The sequence below is a fragment of the Streptomyces sp. NPDC024687 genome, assembly GCF_055559055.1.
In genome coordinates, this window is sequence record NZ_JBVHLJ010000002.1 from 216,121 (window position 1) to 232,803 (window position 16,683).

A 16,683-nucleotide genomic window follows, 5' to 3' on the forward strand; every position below is an offset into this window, starting at 1 on the left:
TGGCCGTTCGGACCGGTTTCCACCTCCGCCTTTCGGCTTGGGACGTGCCGCAGCGTCACGCTGTGGGCCCCGAATCCCTGGCGCTCGTAGAAGCGGATCGCCTCGGCGTTGGCCGCGTAGGCGGCGACCTCCGCCTGCTCGGCGCCCTGCGCCCCGGCCCAGCCCAGCCCAGGAACTCCTCCACCAGGCGGGCACCGACCCGCGCGTGGCCGACTTCACGACGAGCCGTGCCGGGTCGGTCAGGGCCGCGGTGAACGAGGCGGCTCCGTGCTCGCCAAGGCGACTTCCTGGACAGATGTCCAGCTATAGTGGGCACCTGTCCAAGAAGTGAGGAAAGCTGATGGAGATCCTGGCGAACGTGCTGGTCGGCCTGGTGGCGGCGCTGCATGTGTACATCCTGGTGATGGAGATGTTCCTGTGGCAGAAGAAGCCGGGGATGTCCTTTCACGGGTTCGACCGGGAGATGGCCCGGGCCACCGCCCCGTTGGCCGCCAACCAGGGGCTCTACAACGGGTTCCTCGCGGCGGGGCTGGTGTGGGGGCTCGTCGCCGGGGATCCGACCGGGTTCCGGGCGCAGGTGTTCTTCCTCGCGTGCGTGGTCGTCGCCGGGGTGTACGGCGCCGTCACCGCCAACGTCCGGATCCTCGCCGCCCAGGCGTTGCCCGGCGCGATCGCCCTGACCGCCGTCCTCGTGGCGCAGTGACCCGCCCCGCACCCGAGGACCCGCGGGCGGCCCGCACCCGGGCACGGCTGCGGGAGGCGCTGCTCGCGGAGTGCGCCGAGCGGCCACTGGAGGAGGTCGGCGTGGCCGCGCTGGTCCGGCGGGCCGGAGTCGGCCGGGCCACCTTCTACGTGCACTACGACGGCCTGGAAGCGCTCGCCGTCGACGCCTGCGCGGATGTCGTACGGGATGCCGTGGAGGCGCTGCACGCCTGGCGCGGGCGGCCCGACCCGGTGCACGCGCCGCCCGCGCTCGGGGAGTTCTTCGCCTCGCTCGCCCCGCACGCCGCCCTGTACCGGTCCCTGCTCACACCGGGCGGCGGCGGACCGCTCGGCAGGGTCCTGCACCGGGATCTGAGGGCCTACAGCCTGCGGGAGCGCGAGCTCGCGGGGGCCGCCGACGCCCCGCTGGTCGCCTCCGCGGTCGCGGCCACCTTCGCCGGTGTCCTCGCCGACTGGCTGCACGGCCTGCTCGACGCCACCGCCGCCGAAATCGCCGACCAGGTGTGGCAGTTGCTGGTCGCCCTGCACGCCAGCCGGTGAACTCGCCTCACTTGCAGGCCACGCGCTCCTTGAGCAGGGGCCAGGCCTCGACGCCGTCGGGTGTGCGGACGTACGCCGTTCCGCGGTCGCCGGTCAGCCACAACTCCCGCTCCTCGTAGCGGTATCCGGTGTCGTGGGCGTTCACCGGCAGGGTGACCGAGCCGTCGTAGGCCGCGGTGAGCATGCCCGGTTCGAGCAGGCCCTGCGGATCACGGCCGTACGTCCGCCCGCCGAGATCGAGGAAGTGCACCGTCCGCCAGCCGCAGTGCTCGTCCCCCGCACCGCTGCTCACCTCGGTGGTCGGCACCCGCCGGCCCGCGCGGTCGGTCCAGATCTCGTAGCCGTGGGAGGCGGTCCAACCGGCCGGGAGTTCGGACGGGTCGCAGGACGCGCTGGTCTCCGGGCCCCAACCGGGCCTGTCCTCCTGGTCCTTGGCGACCACGACCGCCACCTTGGTCCGGCCGTCGACGTCGTAGGAGTACAGCACGCGGCCCGCCGCCCGGCGCTCGACGCGATAGCCGGATCGGGGGTCGCCCGGGTCGAACAGGTCGAAGTACAGCTTCAGCCCCTCCTCCGGACTGTCCCCGCCGTCGTCCCTGCTCCAGCCGTCGGGGCCGTTGCCGTTGTAGATGTCCCCAGCACACTCCAGCGCCCGGCCCGCGGCCCCGGAGGCGATCCGCAACGCCTGCTGTGTGCGCTCGTCGAGTTCCTTCGTGGGGAGGTCCATCGGCCCGTCGTAGGGCGTAGCCGGTGCGGTGCCCTCGACCACCACGCCCTCCCCGGACTCGCACCCCACGACCGTCATGGCCACGGCAGCCAGCACCGCCCACAGCCCTCTGCGCATTCCAGCCCCCCGCACTCCGCCCGCCTTCATGATCCTTCGACGCCGCGGGGCCCCGGAACGTTCAGCGCGCCGCCGTCTGGAACGTGCGCCGGTACACCTGCGGTGACACCCCGATCGCCGCGTGCAGGTGCTGGCGCAGGGACGCGCCCGTGGCGAAGCCGACGCGACCGGCGATCTGGTCGACGGACAGATCGCTGGACTCCAGGAGGTGCCGGGCCCGGGCGACGCGCTGCTGGATGAGCCAGCGGCCGGGGCTCATGCCCACCTCGTCGTTGAAGCGGCGGGCGAAGGTGCGCAGGCTCATCCGGGCGTGGGCGGCCAGGTCGCCCAGGGTCAGGGGCTCGTCGAGGCGTTCCAGCGCCCAGGCGCGGGTCCCGGCCGTGCTCGCGGCGCCCTGTTCCGGTACCGGCTGCTCGATGTACTGGGCCTGGCCGCCGTCCCGGAACGGTGGGACCACACAGCGGCGGGCCACGGTGTTGGCGAGTTCGCTGCCGTGGTCCTTGCGGACGAGGTGCAGACAGACGTCCACACCGGAGGCGGCCCCGGCCGAGGTGAGAATGCGGCCGTCGTCGACGAAGAGCACGTCGGGGTCGAGGTCGACGTGCGGGTACATGCGCCGGAACAGGTCCGCGAGCTGCCAGTGGGTCGTCGCCCGGCGGCCTTCCAGGAGACCGGCCGCGGCGAGGACGAAGGCGCCGGTGCAGATGGAGACGATCCGGGTGTCCGAGCGGACGTACGCGAGGGCCTCACGCACCTCCTCCGGGAGCTCGGCGGGCATCCGCTCCTGCGAAACGGGGGTGATCACCACGGTGTCGGCGGTGGCCAGGATCTCGGGCCCGTGCTCGACACCGATGGTGAAGTCGGCGTTGCTGCGCACCGGTTGGCCGTCGACACTGCAGGTCAGCACCTCGTACCGGCCGTCGGCGGCGCCGAGGATCCGGCTGGGGATGCCCAGCTCGAAGGGGTACACGCCGTCCAGGGCCAGCACCACGACCCGCTCGGTCCGCTCCACATGTCGCATGGCACGATCCTATCGAAGCTTGGCAATCGTGCCATTTCCCGGACGGGCGTGGCCGGGCAGGCTGGACGACCATGAGCACTGTGAACACCATGCGAGCCATCAGCCAGGACATCCTCGGCGGTCCCGAGGTCCTCAAGGAGATCGAGGTCGAACGCCCCGAGCCGCGGCCCAACCAGGTACTGGTCCGGGTGCGGGCGGCCGGTCTGAACCCGACCGACTGGAAGCATCGCGCCACCGGCGGTTTCCTCGGCGAGCCGCCGTTCGTCCTCGGCTGGGACGTCTCCGGCGTCGTCGAGGCGGTCGGCATCGGCGTCGCCACCTTCAAGCCCGGCGACGAGGTGTTCGGCATGCTGCCGTACCCGTGGGGCCACGGTTCGCACGCCGAGTACGTGATCGCGCCGGTGCGGGCCCTCACACACAAGCCGGCGTCGATCGACCACACCCAGGCGGGCGCGCTGCCCCTCGTGTCGCTGACCGCGTGGCAGGCGCTGGTCGAGAACGCCGAACTGCGGCCCGGGCAGCGGGTGTTGATCCACGCGGCAGCCGGCGGCGTGGGCCATGTGGCCGTGCAGATCGCCAAGGCGCGGGGAGCGTACGTGATCGGTACGGCGAGCGCGGGCAAGCACGACTTCCTGCGCGAACTGGGCGCGGACGAGGTGATCGACTACCGGGAGACGGACTTCGCCGAGGCGGTGAAGGACGTCGACGTCGTACTGGACACGCTGGGCGGCGAGACGTCCGTGCGTTCGCTGCGGGTGCTGCGGCCGGGCGGGGTCGTGGTGTCGATCCTGCCGGTCGGCTCGGACGAGTTCACCGAGGAGGCTGAGCGGCTCGGCGTCAGGGCCGTGCGGATGCTCGTCGACGCGGACCGCGCCGGGATGAACGCGATCGTGGACCTGGTGGAGAAGGGCGAGCTGCGGGCCACGATCGCGGGGACGTTCGCGTTGGCCGATGCCGCCGAGGCCCACAGGCTCGGCGACACCGGCCGTACCACCGGGAAGCTCGTCCTGGTGGTCGACTGACCTCTCAGAACGTCAGCACGGTCAGAACGTCAGCACGGGCTTGATCGCCTTGCCCGCGCGCATGTCCCGTACCGCCTGGTCGATGTCCGCGAACGGATAGGCGCTGATCAGGCGGTGCAGCGGGAGCCGTCCCTCCTTCACCAGGCGGACCAGGGCGGGGATGAAGCTCTGCGTCTCGGCGTCGCCGAGGGTGAGGCCGACGACCCGCTTGCCGCCGAGCAGCCCGTTGACGTCCAGGGAGACCTCGGTGCCGAACGGCGGGGCGCCGACGACGACCAGCGTGCCGCGCGCGCCGAGAGCGTCGACGCCCTGGCGCAGGACGGTCACGTTGCCCGTGGTCTCCACGATGCCGTCCGCGCCCTGCCCGCCGGTGATCGCGGCGAGCGCCTCGCCGAGGTCCTCCTCGCCGGCGTCGACGGTGTGGGTGGCGCCCAACTCCTTTGCCAGGGCGAGTCGTTCGCCGAACCGGTCGACGGCGACGATCGTCGTGGCGGGGGTGAGAGCGGCGGCCATGACCGCGGACAGGCCCACCGCTCCGGCGCCGAGCACGACGATCGTGGCACCGGTGACCGGCTTCAGTACGTTCCACACGGCGCCGACGCCGGTCTGGACACCACAGCCGAGCGGGGCGATGGACTCCAGCGGCACGTCAGGGTCGACCTTGACGAGGCTGCGTTCGTCGACCAGGGCGCGCTCGGCGAACGAGGACTGGCCGAAGAAGTGTCCGCCGAGCGGCTCACCGTCGCGGCTGATGGTGCTGGTGCCGTCGGCCCGGCGGCCGCCGAGGAGGTTCAGCGGCAGCCAGGTGGCGCAGTAGGCGGGGTGGCCGCCGTCGCAGTTGCGGCAGTCGCCGCAGGACGTGAACGACAGCACGACATGGTCGCCGGGAGATACTCCGGTGACGGCCGAGCCGACCGCCTCGACGACTCCTGCGCCCTCGTGCCCGAGGACGCCGGGCAGCGGGAAGGGCAGTCCGCCGCTCGCCACGCCGAGGTCGGTGTGGCACAGGCCGGTGGCGACCATGCGGACGAGGGCCTCATGAGGGGCGGGCTCGTCGAGGGTGACGTCGGAGAGGGTGAAGGGTGCGCCGCCGGACTCGACGACCGCGGCACGGGTGGTGAGGGACATCGCGGGAACTCCTTGGTAGTGCTCAGTCGAGCGAGACGACGACGGACTTGACCCTGGTGTAGGCGTCGAGCGCCTCGGGGCCGTACTCGCGGCCGTAGCCGGAGTCCTTGACCCCGCCGAAGGGCACCGCGGGATCGAGCATCGCCCAGTCGTTGACCCAGACGATGCCCGCCTGGAGGCGGTCGGCGACCCGGTGCGCGCGGGCCAGGTTGGTCGTCTGGACGCCCGAAGCCAGGCCGTACGGCGTGGAGTTGGCGAGGGCGACGGCCTCGTCCTCGGTGTCGAAGGGCTGCACGGTCAGGACCGGTCCGAAGATCTCCTCCTGCACGACCCGGGAGTCGTTGGAGAGGTCGGCGATCACGGTGGGCTTGTAGTAGAAGCCGTCGTCCAGGTCGAGGCGTTCACCACCGCAGACGATCCGGCCGCCCTCCTTGCGGGCCAGGTCGACGTACTCCTCGACCTTCTTCAGGTGCTTCTCCCCCGCCATCGGACCCACGACGGTGCCGGGGTCGCGCGGGTCGCCGACCGGCACGCCGGGCACGGCGTCGGCGAGGATGCCGAGCAGGGTGCTGTGGACCGAGCGGGCCACGAGCAGGCGCGGGCCGCCCATGCAGAACTGGCCGGTGTTGAAGACGAACGCCTTGATGATCGCGCCGACCGCTTTCTCCAGGTCGGCGTCCTCGAAAACGATGTTGGCCGCGTTGCCGCCGAGTTCCATGGTGACGGGCTTGAGCGCCTCGCCCGCGGTGGCCGCCACGTGTCGGCCGATCGCGGTGGAGCCGGTGAAGGCGACCTTGTCGACCCCGCGGTGGCGCAGCAGGGCCTCGCCGGCCACCGGCCCGGCGCCGGTGACCACGTTGACGACACCGTCCGGGACACCGGCCCGCTGGAACAGTCCGGCCATGTAGAGGGCGCTGAGCGGGGTCTCGTCGGCCGGTTTGTGCACGACCGTGTTGCCGGCGGCGAGCGCGGGGCCGATCTTGGAACCGGCGAGGATCAGCGGGAAGTTGAACGGGGTGATCGCGGCGACCACGCCGAGCGGCTCGCGCTTGGTGTACGCGAGGGCGTTCATGGGCGTGTTGCGGACGGAGCCGTCCAGGGAGTGGGCGAGGGCCGCGAAGTGTTCGTAGTCGTTGGCCGCGTTGGTCACGTCCACCGCGTGGCAGAGCGAGATCGGCTTGCCGACGTCCAGGCTCTCCAGCTGGGCGAGTTCGTCGGCGTTCTCGCGGATCAGCTCGGCGACCCGGTGCAGGATCCGGCCCCGCTCGCGACCGCTGAGGCCGGACCAGGCGCCGTCGTCGAAGGCCTCCCGGGCGGCGCGGACGGCCGCGTCCACGTCGGCGGCGCCGGCCTCCGCGACGGTGGTGACGACCGCGCCCCGGGACGGGTCGACCACCTCGGTGCGCGCACCGTCGGCGGCCTCACGCCACTGGCCGCCCACAAACAGGCGTCCGGGTTCGATCTCGATGGGGGACATCGCGGCTCCTCAGCTTCGTCGCCAAGATTTCAACAAACAGGATTCCTGTTGGTTCGCAGTCTCTTTACAGACAGGTTTCCTGTCAATGGTCTAGCCTGAACCCATGCTCGACACACAGCTGACCAAGGCGCCCCCGTCACTCCTCTACATGGTGAAACAGGTGGAGCTCGTCGTCCGTTCCCATCTGGACGACCTGGTCAGGCCCTCCGGGATCACCGCCCTTCAGTACACGGCCCTCACGGTGCTGGAGCGGCACGACGGACTGTCGGCGGCGCAACTGGCCCGGGACTCCTTCGTCACCGCCCAGTCGATCGCCGATCTGGTGCGCTCCCTGGAGACCCGCGGACTGGTGCGCCGGGAGCGCAATCCGAAGAACCGCCGCGAACTGCTGATCCTGCTGACCGAGGAGGGGCGCGCGTTGCTCGCCCAGCACGAGGGTCCCGTGCGGGAGCTGGAGGAGCGGATGGTGCGGGACCTCACCGCGCACCAGACCGAGCAGTTCCGTCAAGCGCTGACCAGGGCCTGGCACGCCCTGTCGTGAGCCGGGCGCGAGCCCCGCGTGAACCCGGTGCGAACCGACGGTCGCAATTCGAAGACATATGTCAATCGAACATGCTCAAATTCGCTCCACCGAGGGTAACTTGCAGTGCGGGGAACGGATTCGCGCGCCCCCGGGCACGGTCGGTTGGAGGCGATGTCGTCGTGCAGCAGGAACCCGCACCGCCGTCCCGGCATCTGCGCGTCCACCAGGACCGCGGTCACACCGTGCTGGAGTTCCGCGGGGAGATCGACATCGCCGCGACCGTGGAGCTCCTCCCCCACCTGGACCGGGTCACGGGGCAACCCGACGCGCGGCTCGTCATCGACCTCAGTGGCGTGGAGTTCTTCGACTGCTCCGGGCTGCGGCTGCTGTACCGGGCCCGCGCGCGCGTGCTCGACAACCACGGCAGCCTGCTCCTGGTCTGCACGCACCCGCTCACGCTGCGGATCATCAAGGTGACCGGTCTGGCCCGGCTGCTGCCCCCGCTGCCGTCGCTGGACGCGGCCCTGGGCCAGCCCGAGACGACGTCCGAGACGTTATGACCGTCCGCTACGCAATGACCGTCGGTCACTCACTGCGGGGCGAGTCGAACAGGGCGCTGACGGACTCACCGTTGTGAATGCGCCGTACGGCCTCGGCGAGCGCCGGGGCGATGGACAGGATCCGCAGCTTGTCGGTGCGTTCCTCGACGGGGACCGGCACGGTGTTGGTGCACACGATCTCCAGTACGTCGGGCTGCTCGCCGATCCTCTTGAGGGCACCGTCGGCGAAGAGCCCGTGCGTGCACGCGACCCGGATGGAACGCGGGCCCAGCTCGCGCAGCCTGTCGAGCAGTTCCAGGACCGTGCTGCCCTTGGCGATCTCGTCGTCCAGCACGATGACGTCCCGTCCGGCGACCTCGCCGATGACGTCGCTGATGCTGACCCGGTCGTCGGCGAACCGCTGCTTGGCGCCCGCGGCCACCTGCGCGCCGATGAGCCGGGCGAAGGCGGCCGCCTCCTTGGCGTTGCCGAGGTCCGGGGAGACCACGGTGGTGCGGGTCAGGTCGTACTGCCGGAAGTGCGCGGCCAGCTCCCGCAGGGCGTGCAGATGGTCGACGGGCACCGAGAAGAAGCCGTGCACCTGCGGGGAGTGCAGGGTCATGGCGAGAACCCGGCTCGCGCCGGCCGACACCATCAGATCGGCGACGAGACGTCCGCCCAGTGAGATGCGGGGCGCGTCCTTCTTGTCGGAGCGGGCGTAGGAGTAGTGCGGCATGACCACGGTGATCCGGCGCGCGGAGGCACCACGGGCCGCGTCGCACATCAGCAGCAGCTCCACCAGGTGCTCCTGGACCGGCCTGACCAGCGGCTGGACGAGGAAGACGTCCCGCTCCCGGCAATTGGCCTGAAGCTGCACCTCCAGGCAGTCGTTGGCGAACCGGCTGACCCGGGTGGGACTGAGCGGTACCCCCAGATGCGCGCAGACCTCCGCCGCCAGCTCGGGGTGGGCGCTACCGCTGAACACGGCGATGTCTCGCACGGACCTGCTCCTATGATGATCATCTCGGGTTGCCCGGCTCATGCTACTGGCCCGCCCGCCGACCGCCCGGCCGGCGAAATTCGGTTGCGGTGCCCCGGCCGGCGGGCGCCATCATGGCCAGGTCCGAGTTCCCTCAATGTCAGGATCCCTCGCATGCGCCGACTCCTCGAATCGACCCAGCGCCCCCTTCGGCCCACGGTTCTCGAGGACTCGACCGCGTATGCACACCCTGAACATCGGAATTCTGGCCCACGTCGACGCCGGTAAGACCAGCCTCACCGAGCGGCTGCTGTTCGAGCACGGCGCGATCGACCGGCTGGGCAGCGTCGACACCGGTGACACCCGCACCGACGACGGTGCGATCGAGCGGCAGCGCGGCATCACCATCCGCTCCGCGGTCGCCTCGTTCACCGTCGGTGACACCCGGATCAACCTCATCGACACCCCGGGGCACTCGGACTTCATCGCGGAGGTCGAGCGCGCCCTGGAGGTCCTCGACGGGGCGGTCCTGCTGCTGTCCGCCGTGGAGGGCGTACAGGCACAGACCCGGGTGCTGATGCGGACCCTGCGCAGGCTACGACTGCCCACGCTGATCTTCGTCAACAAGATCGACCGGCCCGGTGCCCGCGACGAGGGCCTGCTGGCCGACATCCGGCGCAGGCTGACGCCGTACGTCGCCCCGCTCACCGAGGCGACGGGCATCGGCACATCCGCCGCCGGCGTGACCGCCCTGCCCGGGGACAGCCGGCTGGCCGAGGCCCTCGCCGAGGTCGACCCGGACATCCTGGCGGCGGTCGTGGACGGCCCCGCGCCCACCCCGGACGACCTGCGCGGGACCCTCGCCGCCCGCACCGCCGACGGCTCCTTCCACCCGGTGTTCTTCGGTTCCGCCCTCGGCGGCCAGGGCGTGCGCGACCTGGTCGAGGGCGTGATCCGGCTGATCCCGGCCGGCCCTGCGACACGAGACGGCGAACCGCGCGGCACGGTGTTCGCCGTGCGCCCCGGACCCGGCGGTGAGCGCACCGCGTATCTGCGGCTGTACGACGGCGAGGTGACGGAGCGTCAGCGGCTGACGTTCCTCAGGCGCGAGCCCGACGGCGCGACCAGCCGGGTCTCCGGGCGGGTGACGCACCTGAGCGGACCCCTCACCGCCGGGACCATCGCGGCGCTGACCTTCTCCGCCCGCCTCCGCGTGGGCGACCGCCTCGGTGAACTCACCGACCGCGCGCCGCAGTTCGCTCCCCCGACCCTGGAGACCCTGGTCACCGCCCGCCACCCCGGTCAGGCGGTCCGGCTGCGCTCGGCCCTGCTGGACCTCGCCGACCAGGACCCCCTGATCCACGTGCGCCCCGCGGCCGCGGGCGCCACCTCGCTGCTCCTGTACGGCGAGGTGCAGATGGAGGTGCTCGCGGCGACTCTCGCCCAGGACTTCGGTGTCGAGGCGGACTTCGAGCCGGGCCGGGTCCGGTACCTGGAGCGGCCGCGCGGTACCGGGGAAGCGTGCGAGGAGTGTCCCTGGCATCTGGGGACCCGTTACTGGGCGACGATCGGACTGCGGGTCGAGCCGGGTGAGCGCGGCTCCGGTGGGGTCTTCGCGTACGAGACCGAACTCGGCGCGCTCCCCCGGGCGTTCCACCAGGCCATCGAGGAGACCGTCCACGCGAGCATGCGGACCGGTCTGAGCGGCGCGCCGGTGACGGACTACCGGGTCACCCTCGTCCGCTCCGGATTCGTCGGGCCCCTCAGCACCGCCGCCGACTTCCGCGGGCTCACGCCGATCGTGCTGCGCCGCGCCCTGGAGCGGGCGGGAACCCGGCTGTTCGAGCCGTACCACGCGTTCGAGGCGGAGGTGCCGCTGGACGCACTGGCTGCGGTCACCGGGCAACTCGCCGCCTGCGGAGCCGAGTTCACGGGCACCACGGGTGGGGCCACAGCATGGGTGATCGCCGGTGGGCTCCCGGCGCGGCGGGTGCGCGAGATCGAGCTGCGGCTGCCCGGTCTCACCCACGGTGAGGGAGTGTGGTGGTCCAGGCCCGCGGGCGACCGTGAACTCAAGCCTCACCAGTAGCACTCACCACGACACCGGCAACCGGCGCGGTCCCCGTGTCATCTGTCCCTCCCGCCAGTCGATCGTCTCCGGCGTGAACTCGGCGCGCAGCCCCGGGAACCGGACCGCGAGCCGGTGCAGGGCCAGCCCCAGCTCCAGGCGGGCCAGCCACGCGCCCAGACAGTGGTGGGGACCGGCACCGAACACCACGCTCGGTGTCGTCAGCGGGGCGAACGGGTCGGTCTCCTCGGGCCGCGGAAAGACGTCCGGGTCCCGGTTCGCCGCGTTGGTCTGCACGGCGACCACGGCCCCCGCCGGGATCGTCACCCCGCCGACCTCGACCTCCTCGACGGCCCGGCGGATCAGCCCGGGCAGCACCCTGCCCTCGCTCAGCGGGATCGTGCGCAGCAGCTGTTCGACGGCGGTCTCGGCGGCCTCCTGGCTCTCGGCGAGACGGGGCCAGGCCTGCCGCCCGTCGGTGAGGAGGTGGACGACGATGTTCCCGAGGGCGGTCATGGTCGTCTCGTGTCCGGCGACGACCAGGCCCAGGACCAGCATGACCAGGTGCGTCTCGTCGATGCCCTGGTCGTCGCCGACGACGACCAGGGCGCTCACCAGGTCGTCGCCCGGCTCCTTGCGCCGCTCGGCGATCAGTCCCGCGCAGAAGTGGCCGAACTCCCGCATGGCCGCGCCGACTTCCTCGGCCGTGTGCGCGCCGCCGGACAGGGCGTGGTCGGCCCAGTCGCGGATGCGTTCCCAGTCGGCGTGCTCCAGGCCCATCAGCCGGGAGATCACTGAGACGGGCAGCCGGCGGGTGAACCCCTCGACGATGTCGGCGGGCTGCGGCTGCCGTGCGAGGTCGTCGAGGAGGGTCTCCACCACGGAGGCGGTCCAGGGCCGCCAGCGGGCGATCGCACGCGGGGTGAAGGCCCGCTGGACGGTACCCCGCAGCAGTTGGTGGGGCGGCCCGTCCTGGTTGAGGAGGCCGTCCGGGGAGTCCAGCAGATTCGGTACGAGGAGCAGCGGCGGGGCGTCCTCGTCCCTGAGGGACTTCCGGTTGAAGCGGGGGTCCATGAGCACCTGGCGCACGTCGGCGTAGCGGGTGACGAGCCATACCGGGGTGCCGGTGGCCAGGGTGGTGAGCCGGGGCGGGCCGTTCTCGGGCAGGGGGATACGGTGCATGGGACAAAGGGTCCGGGACGTGCTGTCTGTGCTCATCCAGGTCTCCAGACACGCCGGTACGCGGAGTTCCCCACGCTAGTGCGCCCCGGTGTGTCCCGTCAGTGTCCCAATCAGCCAACAAGACGGTCTCCCAGGGCTTTTGGGGGTCATCCGTGGGCATCCGTGCAGTAGGAAGGAGGGCCGTCGCATGACGACTCCCATCAGGCGAGTGTCCAGGCGCATGCCCGGCTGGGCGAAGATACTGACCGCCGTCGTGGTGGTGCTCGTGGTGTTCTTCGCCGGGATCCGGTTCAGTGTGCTCCCTGGCCTCAAGGACCTGTTCGGCACGGAGACCCACGACCGTTCGGGCCCCGCACTTCTGGAGTCCATCCAGGACATCAGCCGTTACGACGCCGCCTCCGGCAATTTCCAGGTCGTGGTGGACCTGGAGAAGGACACCAAGTTCCTGCCCGACGCGATCCGCGGCTCACGCACCCTGTACGTGGGGGCGGGCGCCGTCGACGCCTACGTCGACCTCGGCAAGGTCGCCAAGAACGACGTGACGGTCAACGAGGACCGCACGGCCGCCACGCTCCATCTGCCGCACGCGCAGCTCGGCAAGGCCACGCTGGACGCCGACCGCTCCTACGCGGTCTCCAAACAGCGCGGTCTGCTCGACCGGCTCGGCGACTTCTTCTCCGACAACCCCAACAGCGAACAGGCCGTGCAGAAGCTCGCGGTGAAGCACATCACCGAGGCGGCGAAGGAGAGCGAGCTGACCAAGCGGGCCGAGACCAACACGACCAACATGCTCAAGGGACTGCTGAACTCGCTCGGCTTCACGAAGGTCGAGGTCACCTACGGCACCTGATCAGCCGCCGAGCATGCCGGGCAGGGTGAGGGCGCCGAGCACGGTGGTGCCGACCAGGACCCACGCCACGTAGTCGCCGACGTGCCCGGACTGCAGGCGCCGTAGCCACAGCGCCCGGTCCCGTGCGGCGAACGGCTCGGGGCGGGTGACGGTGAGGAGGGCGAGGACCCCGGCCAGCAGGGTCGAGACCAGGCCCAGCAGGACTCCGGCCGGGGTCCAGTGCACGGAAGTGAACACACCCGCGGATCCGGTCTCGTTCACGGAGTGCGCGACCACCTTGGCGAAACCGGGGGCCACGCCGGCTGCGACGGCTGCGGCGAGCAGCACGGCGGGCACCGCGGTCATGGTGTCCGGGATCCGGCCGAGCCGGTGCCGGGTCTCGGGCCGCTCCCCGGAACCGGTCGTCTCGTACCCGGAACCGACCTCGGGGCGGGGGCCCAGGCCCAGGAACACCCGAGCGGCGACCCGCAGCACGGCCGCCGCGGTCACCGCGCTCGCCGCCACGTAGAGCACGGTGAGCGGGCCTCCCACGGCTTCCTCCGTCACCGACTTGCCGAGTGCCGTGCCGAAGGGCGGCAGACCGGCGAGGCCGAGGGCTCCCAGGACGAACAGCACGGCGACGCCCTTCAGTTCACGAGCCCTTCCGTACAGGGCGTGCTCGTCGACGCTGCCGTAGCGGTCGAGGAGGATGCCGGCGCAGGCGAACAGGGCCGCCTTCACCCCGGCGTGGCCGAGGACGTACAGGGCGATCCCGTCGTCGGCCTCCGGCTTCAGGACGCCGATGCCGATGAGGAAGAGCCCGGTGTGGGCGACCGTCGAGTAGGCCAGCAGCCGTTTGACGTGCCGTTGGTACCAGCACATCACCGCGCCGATCACGGCCGTCAGCGCGCCCAGCGCCACCAGGGCCCGCTCGAACTCGGGAGCCGGGACGCCGCCGGGTCCGGAGAAGACCGTGCCGTAGACGCGCCAGACACCGAAGGCGCCGAGTTCGACCATGACACCCGACAGCAGCATGCACACGGGGGTGGGGGCGACGGCGTGCGCGTCGGGCAGCCAGAAGTGGAAGGGGACGGCGGCCGACTTGACCAGCAGCGCGGTCATGACCAGGACGAACGCGGCGAGGACCAGGGCGTCGGGGCGTCCGTACCCGTCCAGTCCCCGGCCGATCGCGTGCATTCCCAGCTCGCCGGTGCGCGCGTACAGCAGTCCGATGCCCATGAGCATGGCGTACGCGCCGAGCGAGGTGACGACGGCGAAGGTCAGCGCGCCCTGCACGGCCCTGGCCTCCTCGACCCGGTGGCCGGTCAGGGCGTACGCCACAACGCTCATCAGTTCGAACCACACGAACGCGTTGAACAGGTCGCCCGCGATCGCGAACCCGCACATGCCGCCCTGGAACAGCAGCAGGAGCGCGGGGAAGGACCCGGCGTGGCCGCTGGGCGGTTCGTCGAAGTAGTGCCAGGAGTACGCCAGTGCCGCCAGGGTGAGCAGGGAGGCGAGCACTGCCATGCCGAGGCCGGGCCCGTCGCCGATCAGGACGATGCCGACGCTCTGTCCCTCCACAGGGGTCCAGCCCCCGGCCCATTCCAGGAAGGGCGGCGAGGAGTTCAACAGGAGGACGAGGGCGAGGGCGGCCGTGCCGGCGGAGACCGCGCAGCCGAGGGTCTCGGCGACCGGGCGGGGCACCAGGCGGCCGCCGGCGACGAGCAGGGCGGCGCCGAGCAGCGGTACAGCCACCAGCAGGGGCAGCAGGTCGTCCATCAGCCGCGCAGCTCGGAGAGTTCGTCGGGGTCGACCGTGCCGTGCCGTTTGGAGATCTGCACGACGAGGGCGAGCAGCAGGGCGGTGACGGTGGCGCCGACGACGACGTCGGTCAGCGTCAGGGCCTGGACGACCGGGTCGACGACGGGGCGCGAGCCGGGTTTCAGGTCGGAGAAGACGGGGGCGGTGGCGTGGTCGCGGTAGCCGACGGCCAGCAGCAGGACGTAGGTGCCGGCCTGGCACACGGACAGGCAGCCGACTGCGTGGATCAGGTTCCGGCTGGTGGCGAGGCCGTAGCAGCCGGCCAGGAAGATCCACCCGGCGATCAGACAGGGAAAGACATCCATCACTTCCCGTTCCCCTCCTCGATCTCGACGGTCTGGTCCAGGAAGCGGGCGAGCAGGACGACGACCGCGCAGGCGACCTCCATGCCGACGGCCGCGTTCAGCAGCGGGACGGTGCCACCGGAGGACAGCGTGTTGAAGGTGCCGTACGGCAGCACGGTGTTGGCGAGGAAGGCCGAGCCGCCGATCAGTCCGGCGAGGCCGGTGACGACGTAGGCGGAGGTGGCGATCGCGTCGCCGGTCTCGTACAGGCCGACCGGCCTGACCCGTTCCAGGGCCCGGTAGTCGGCGCCCAGGTAGAGCAGGTGCAGGGAGGTCGCGGCGACGACCCCGCCCTGGAAGCCGCCGCCGGGGCTGAGTTGCCCGTGGGCGATCACGTAGAGGCCGGTGAGGAGGGCCACGGGGAGCACGAGGAGGGCGTAGCGGCGGACGGGGCGGGCCACCTTCTCGGCGGCGGCCCGGGCGCGGTGTTCGTCGTGGGTCTGCCGCAGCAGGATCACGCAGCCGATGACGGCGGCGAAGAGGATGGTCATCTCGCCGAGGGTGTCGAAGGCGCGCTGGTCGAAGTTGACGGAGGCGATGACGTTGGCAGTGCGCCGGGCCAGGGAGGCGTGGACGGCCCGGTCGCCGTAGGGGTGGTGGTCGCCGCCGAAGGCGGGCAGGTCGAGGGCGGCGGCCACGAAGAGGGCGGCCAGGCCCGCGCCGCCCACCGCCAGGAGCCACAGCCGGGCGCGGCGGCTCACCGGCGGTTTCCTTCCTTCTTTCCGCGCCGCCTGGCCTTGTGGACGGCGAGCAGCAGCAACAGCGGGGTGAGGGCGGAGCCCACGGCCAGCTGCGACAGGGCCACGTCGGGTGCCTGGAGCACGGTGAACAGGACCGCGAGGACCAGGCCGAGCACGGACAGGACCAGGGCCTGGCGTACGGGGTCGCGGACGGCGACCGCCGCGGTCGCGGACACGGCGACCAGGAGCAGTGCGACGACGATCACCGCGTCAGCCACGGCGGACCCCCGGGAATCCGCCGGACAGGGCACGTGAGGCGACGATGTTCCCGCCGATCAGCAGGGCCCCGACGACCAGGAGCTTGGCCGTCGCCCGGCTCGGGCCGGTGGCCACGCACAGCGCGGTGACGACCAGCGCGCCGACCGCGGCGGCCGCGTAGGTCAGGCCCCAGGCGCTCGGCGGGTCCTCGGCCAGTTCGTCGGCGAGCAAACGGGCGAAGACGAGGGTGCCGACCGGGCCCAGCAGGGCGAGGACCAGGGCGAGATCGACGTAGGAGGGGCGGTCGTAGCCCTGGGAGAGCAGCAGGAGGGCGGGGCAGGCGAGGGCGGTGCACAGGTTCTGTGCCACGACCCGGCGTCCGAGCGGTCCGGTGGCGACGCCCCACACGGTGGCGCCCACTCCCCCGCCGAGGACGACGGTCGCCGCGAGGATCCAGCCGTTCACCGTCCGGTCACCGCCCGTCGGGCGGCCCGGGCGGCGAGCGCGCCGAGGCCGGCGACGGCCGCGCCGACCGCGAGTTCGAGGGTGTCCACGGCGGAGATGAACACGAGCCAGAGCACGGCGAGTGCGGTCCACCAGCCGAGGAGTTCGGCTGTGGCGAGGAGTGTCGTACGCCCGGTCATGCGCCACCTCCTCGCGGCCGCGGCCTGGGAACGTCCGTCGCGCGCCATCCAAACACCG

General features: G+C 71.7%; 19 protein-coding genes. 7 read left to right on the forward strand and 12 right to left on the reverse strand.

The features are described 5' to 3' along the window. Positions 1 to 340 precede the first annotated feature (340 nt). Positions 341 to 703: a DUF1304 domain-containing protein gene (locus ACZ39I_RS07390; protein ID WP_467243493.1), complete on the forward strand. Its 363-nt coding sequence runs from the start codon at positions 341 to 343 to the stop codon at positions 701 to 703. Then, complete coding sequence (locus ACZ39I_RS07395; RefSeq protein WP_467243494.1) at positions 700 to 1,263, forward strand: TetR/AcrR family transcriptional regulator; 564 nt, start codon at positions 700 to 702, stop codon at positions 1,261 to 1,263. The genes ACZ39I_RS07390 and ACZ39I_RS07395 overlap by 4 nt, the downstream gene beginning before the upstream one ends. A 7-nt stretch (positions 1,264 to 1,270) precedes the next feature. Here the strand turns inward: ACZ39I_RS07395 and ACZ39I_RS07400 are convergent, their stop codons facing one another. Then, on the reverse strand, positions 1,271 to 2,107 hold the full coding sequence (locus ACZ39I_RS07400; protein WP_467243495.1) for a hypothetical protein: 837 nt from the start codon (positions 2,105 to 2,107) through the stop codon (positions 1,271 to 1,273). A gap of 61 nt (positions 2,108 to 2,168) precedes the next feature. Further along, positions 2,169 to 3,128 (reverse strand): GlxA family transcriptional regulator, encoded by a 960-nt coding sequence (locus ACZ39I_RS07405; RefSeq protein WP_467243496.1) that lies wholly within the window; start codon positions 3,126 to 3,128, stop codon positions 2,169 to 2,171. A 71-nt stretch (positions 3,129 to 3,199) separates the two neighbouring features. On the opposite strand from ACZ39I_RS07405, the gene ACZ39I_RS07410 reads away from it, so the two are divergent. Then, positions 3,200 to 4,150, forward strand: a complete 951-nt coding sequence (locus tag ACZ39I_RS07410; protein ID WP_467243497.1) for an NADP-dependent oxidoreductase — start codon at positions 3,200 to 3,202, stop codon at positions 4,148 to 4,150. Between the two features lie 21 nt (positions 4,151 to 4,171). On the opposite strand, the gene ACZ39I_RS07415 is transcribed toward ACZ39I_RS07410, so the two are convergent. Then, on the reverse strand, positions 4,172 to 5,278 hold the full coding sequence (locus ACZ39I_RS07415; RefSeq protein WP_467243498.1) for an NAD(P)-dependent alcohol dehydrogenase: 1,107 nt from the start codon (positions 5,276 to 5,278) through the stop codon (positions 4,172 to 4,174). Positions 5,279 to 5,300: 22 nt separating this feature from the next. Beyond that, positions 5,301 to 6,755 carry an aldehyde dehydrogenase family protein gene (locus ACZ39I_RS07420; protein WP_467243499.1) on the reverse strand — a complete coding sequence of 485 codons (1,455 nt, stop codon included), beginning with the start codon at positions 6,753 to 6,755 and terminating at the stop codon, positions 5,301 to 5,303. A 103-nt stretch (positions 6,756 to 6,858) separates the two neighbouring features. Here ACZ39I_RS07420 and ACZ39I_RS07425 point away from each other — a divergent pair, with 103 nt between their 5' ends. Together ACZ39I_RS07425 and ACZ39I_RS07430 are read left to right on the forward strand one after the other, a co-directional pair. Next, positions 6,859 to 7,296, forward strand: coding sequence for a MarR family winged helix-turn-helix transcriptional regulator (locus ACZ39I_RS07425; RefSeq protein ID WP_352384822.1), 438 nt, complete (start codon positions 6,859 to 6,861; stop codon positions 7,294 to 7,296). 161 nt (positions 7,297 to 7,457) lie between these two features. Beyond that, positions 7,458 to 7,838, forward strand: a complete 381-nt coding sequence (locus ACZ39I_RS07430) for an anti-sigma factor antagonist (protein ID WP_467243500.1) — start codon at positions 7,458 to 7,460, stop codon at positions 7,836 to 7,838. Positions 7,839 to 7,863: 25 nt separating this feature from the next. On the opposite strand, the gene ACZ39I_RS07435 is transcribed toward ACZ39I_RS07430, so the two are convergent. Then, entirely contained in the window at positions 7,864 to 8,817 is a 954-nt protein-coding gene (locus ACZ39I_RS07435; protein WP_352384818.1) for a ribose-phosphate diphosphokinase, read from the reverse strand. Positions 8,818 to 9,037: 220 nt separating this feature from the next. Here ACZ39I_RS07435 and otr(A) point away from each other — a divergent pair, with 220 nt between their 5' ends. Beyond that, complete coding sequence (otr(A), locus tag ACZ39I_RS07440) at positions 9,038 to 10,885, forward strand: tetracycline resistance ribosomal protection protein Otr(A) (protein ID WP_467243502.1); 1,848 nt, start codon at positions 9,038 to 9,040, stop codon at positions 10,883 to 10,885. Between the two features lie 3 nt (positions 10,886 to 10,888). On the opposite strand, the gene ACZ39I_RS07445 is transcribed toward otr(A), so the two are convergent. Continuing rightward, entirely contained in the window at positions 10,889 to 12,082 is a 1,194-nt protein-coding gene (locus ACZ39I_RS07445; protein WP_467243503.1) for a cytochrome P450, read from the reverse strand. Positions 12,083 to 12,233: 151 nt separating this feature from the next. Between ACZ39I_RS07445 and ACZ39I_RS07450 the strand changes: the two genes are divergently transcribed. Then, a complete protein-coding gene (locus ACZ39I_RS07450; protein WP_393597373.1) occupies positions 12,234 to 12,896 on the forward strand; it encodes a DUF4230 domain-containing protein in 663 nt (220 codons plus the stop codon). On the opposite strand, the gene ACZ39I_RS07455 is transcribed toward ACZ39I_RS07450, so the two are convergent. From ACZ39I_RS07455 to ACZ39I_RS07480, 6 genes are read right to left on the reverse strand one after another with little or no spacing between them, the layout of a single operon-like run. Further along, entirely contained in the window at positions 12,897 to 14,657 is a 1,761-nt protein-coding gene (locus ACZ39I_RS07455; protein ID WP_467243505.1) for a complex I subunit 5 family protein, read from the reverse strand. Then, complete coding sequence (locus ACZ39I_RS07460) at positions 14,657 to 15,004, reverse strand: sodium:proton antiporter (RefSeq protein WP_467243506.1); 348 nt, start codon at positions 15,002 to 15,004, stop codon at positions 14,657 to 14,659. Before ACZ39I_RS07460 ends, ACZ39I_RS07455 begins: the two co-directional genes overlap by 1 nt. Further along, complete coding sequence (locus ACZ39I_RS07465) at positions 15,004 to 15,744, reverse strand: MnhB domain-containing protein (protein WP_467243507.1); 741 nt, start codon at positions 15,742 to 15,744, stop codon at positions 15,004 to 15,006. Before ACZ39I_RS07465 ends, ACZ39I_RS07460 begins: the two co-directional genes overlap by 1 nt. Then, complete coding sequence (locus ACZ39I_RS07470) at positions 15,741 to 16,001, reverse strand: hydrogenase subunit MbhD domain-containing protein (protein WP_467243509.1); 261 nt, start codon at positions 15,999 to 16,001, stop codon at positions 15,741 to 15,743. Before ACZ39I_RS07470 ends, ACZ39I_RS07465 begins: the two co-directional genes overlap by 4 nt. After that, positions 15,994 to 16,446 (reverse strand): monovalent cation/H+ antiporter complex subunit F, encoded by a 453-nt coding sequence (locus tag ACZ39I_RS07475; protein WP_467243510.1) that lies wholly within the window; start codon positions 16,444 to 16,446, stop codon positions 15,994 to 15,996. The genes ACZ39I_RS07470 and ACZ39I_RS07475 overlap by 8 nt, the downstream gene beginning before the upstream one ends. Continuing rightward, positions 16,443 to 16,625 (reverse strand): hypothetical protein, encoded by a 183-nt coding sequence (locus ACZ39I_RS07480; RefSeq protein WP_467243511.1) that lies wholly within the window; start codon positions 16,623 to 16,625, stop codon positions 16,443 to 16,445. Before ACZ39I_RS07480 ends, ACZ39I_RS07475 begins: the two co-directional genes overlap by 4 nt. Between the last annotated feature and the right edge of the window lie 58 nt (positions 16,626 to 16,683).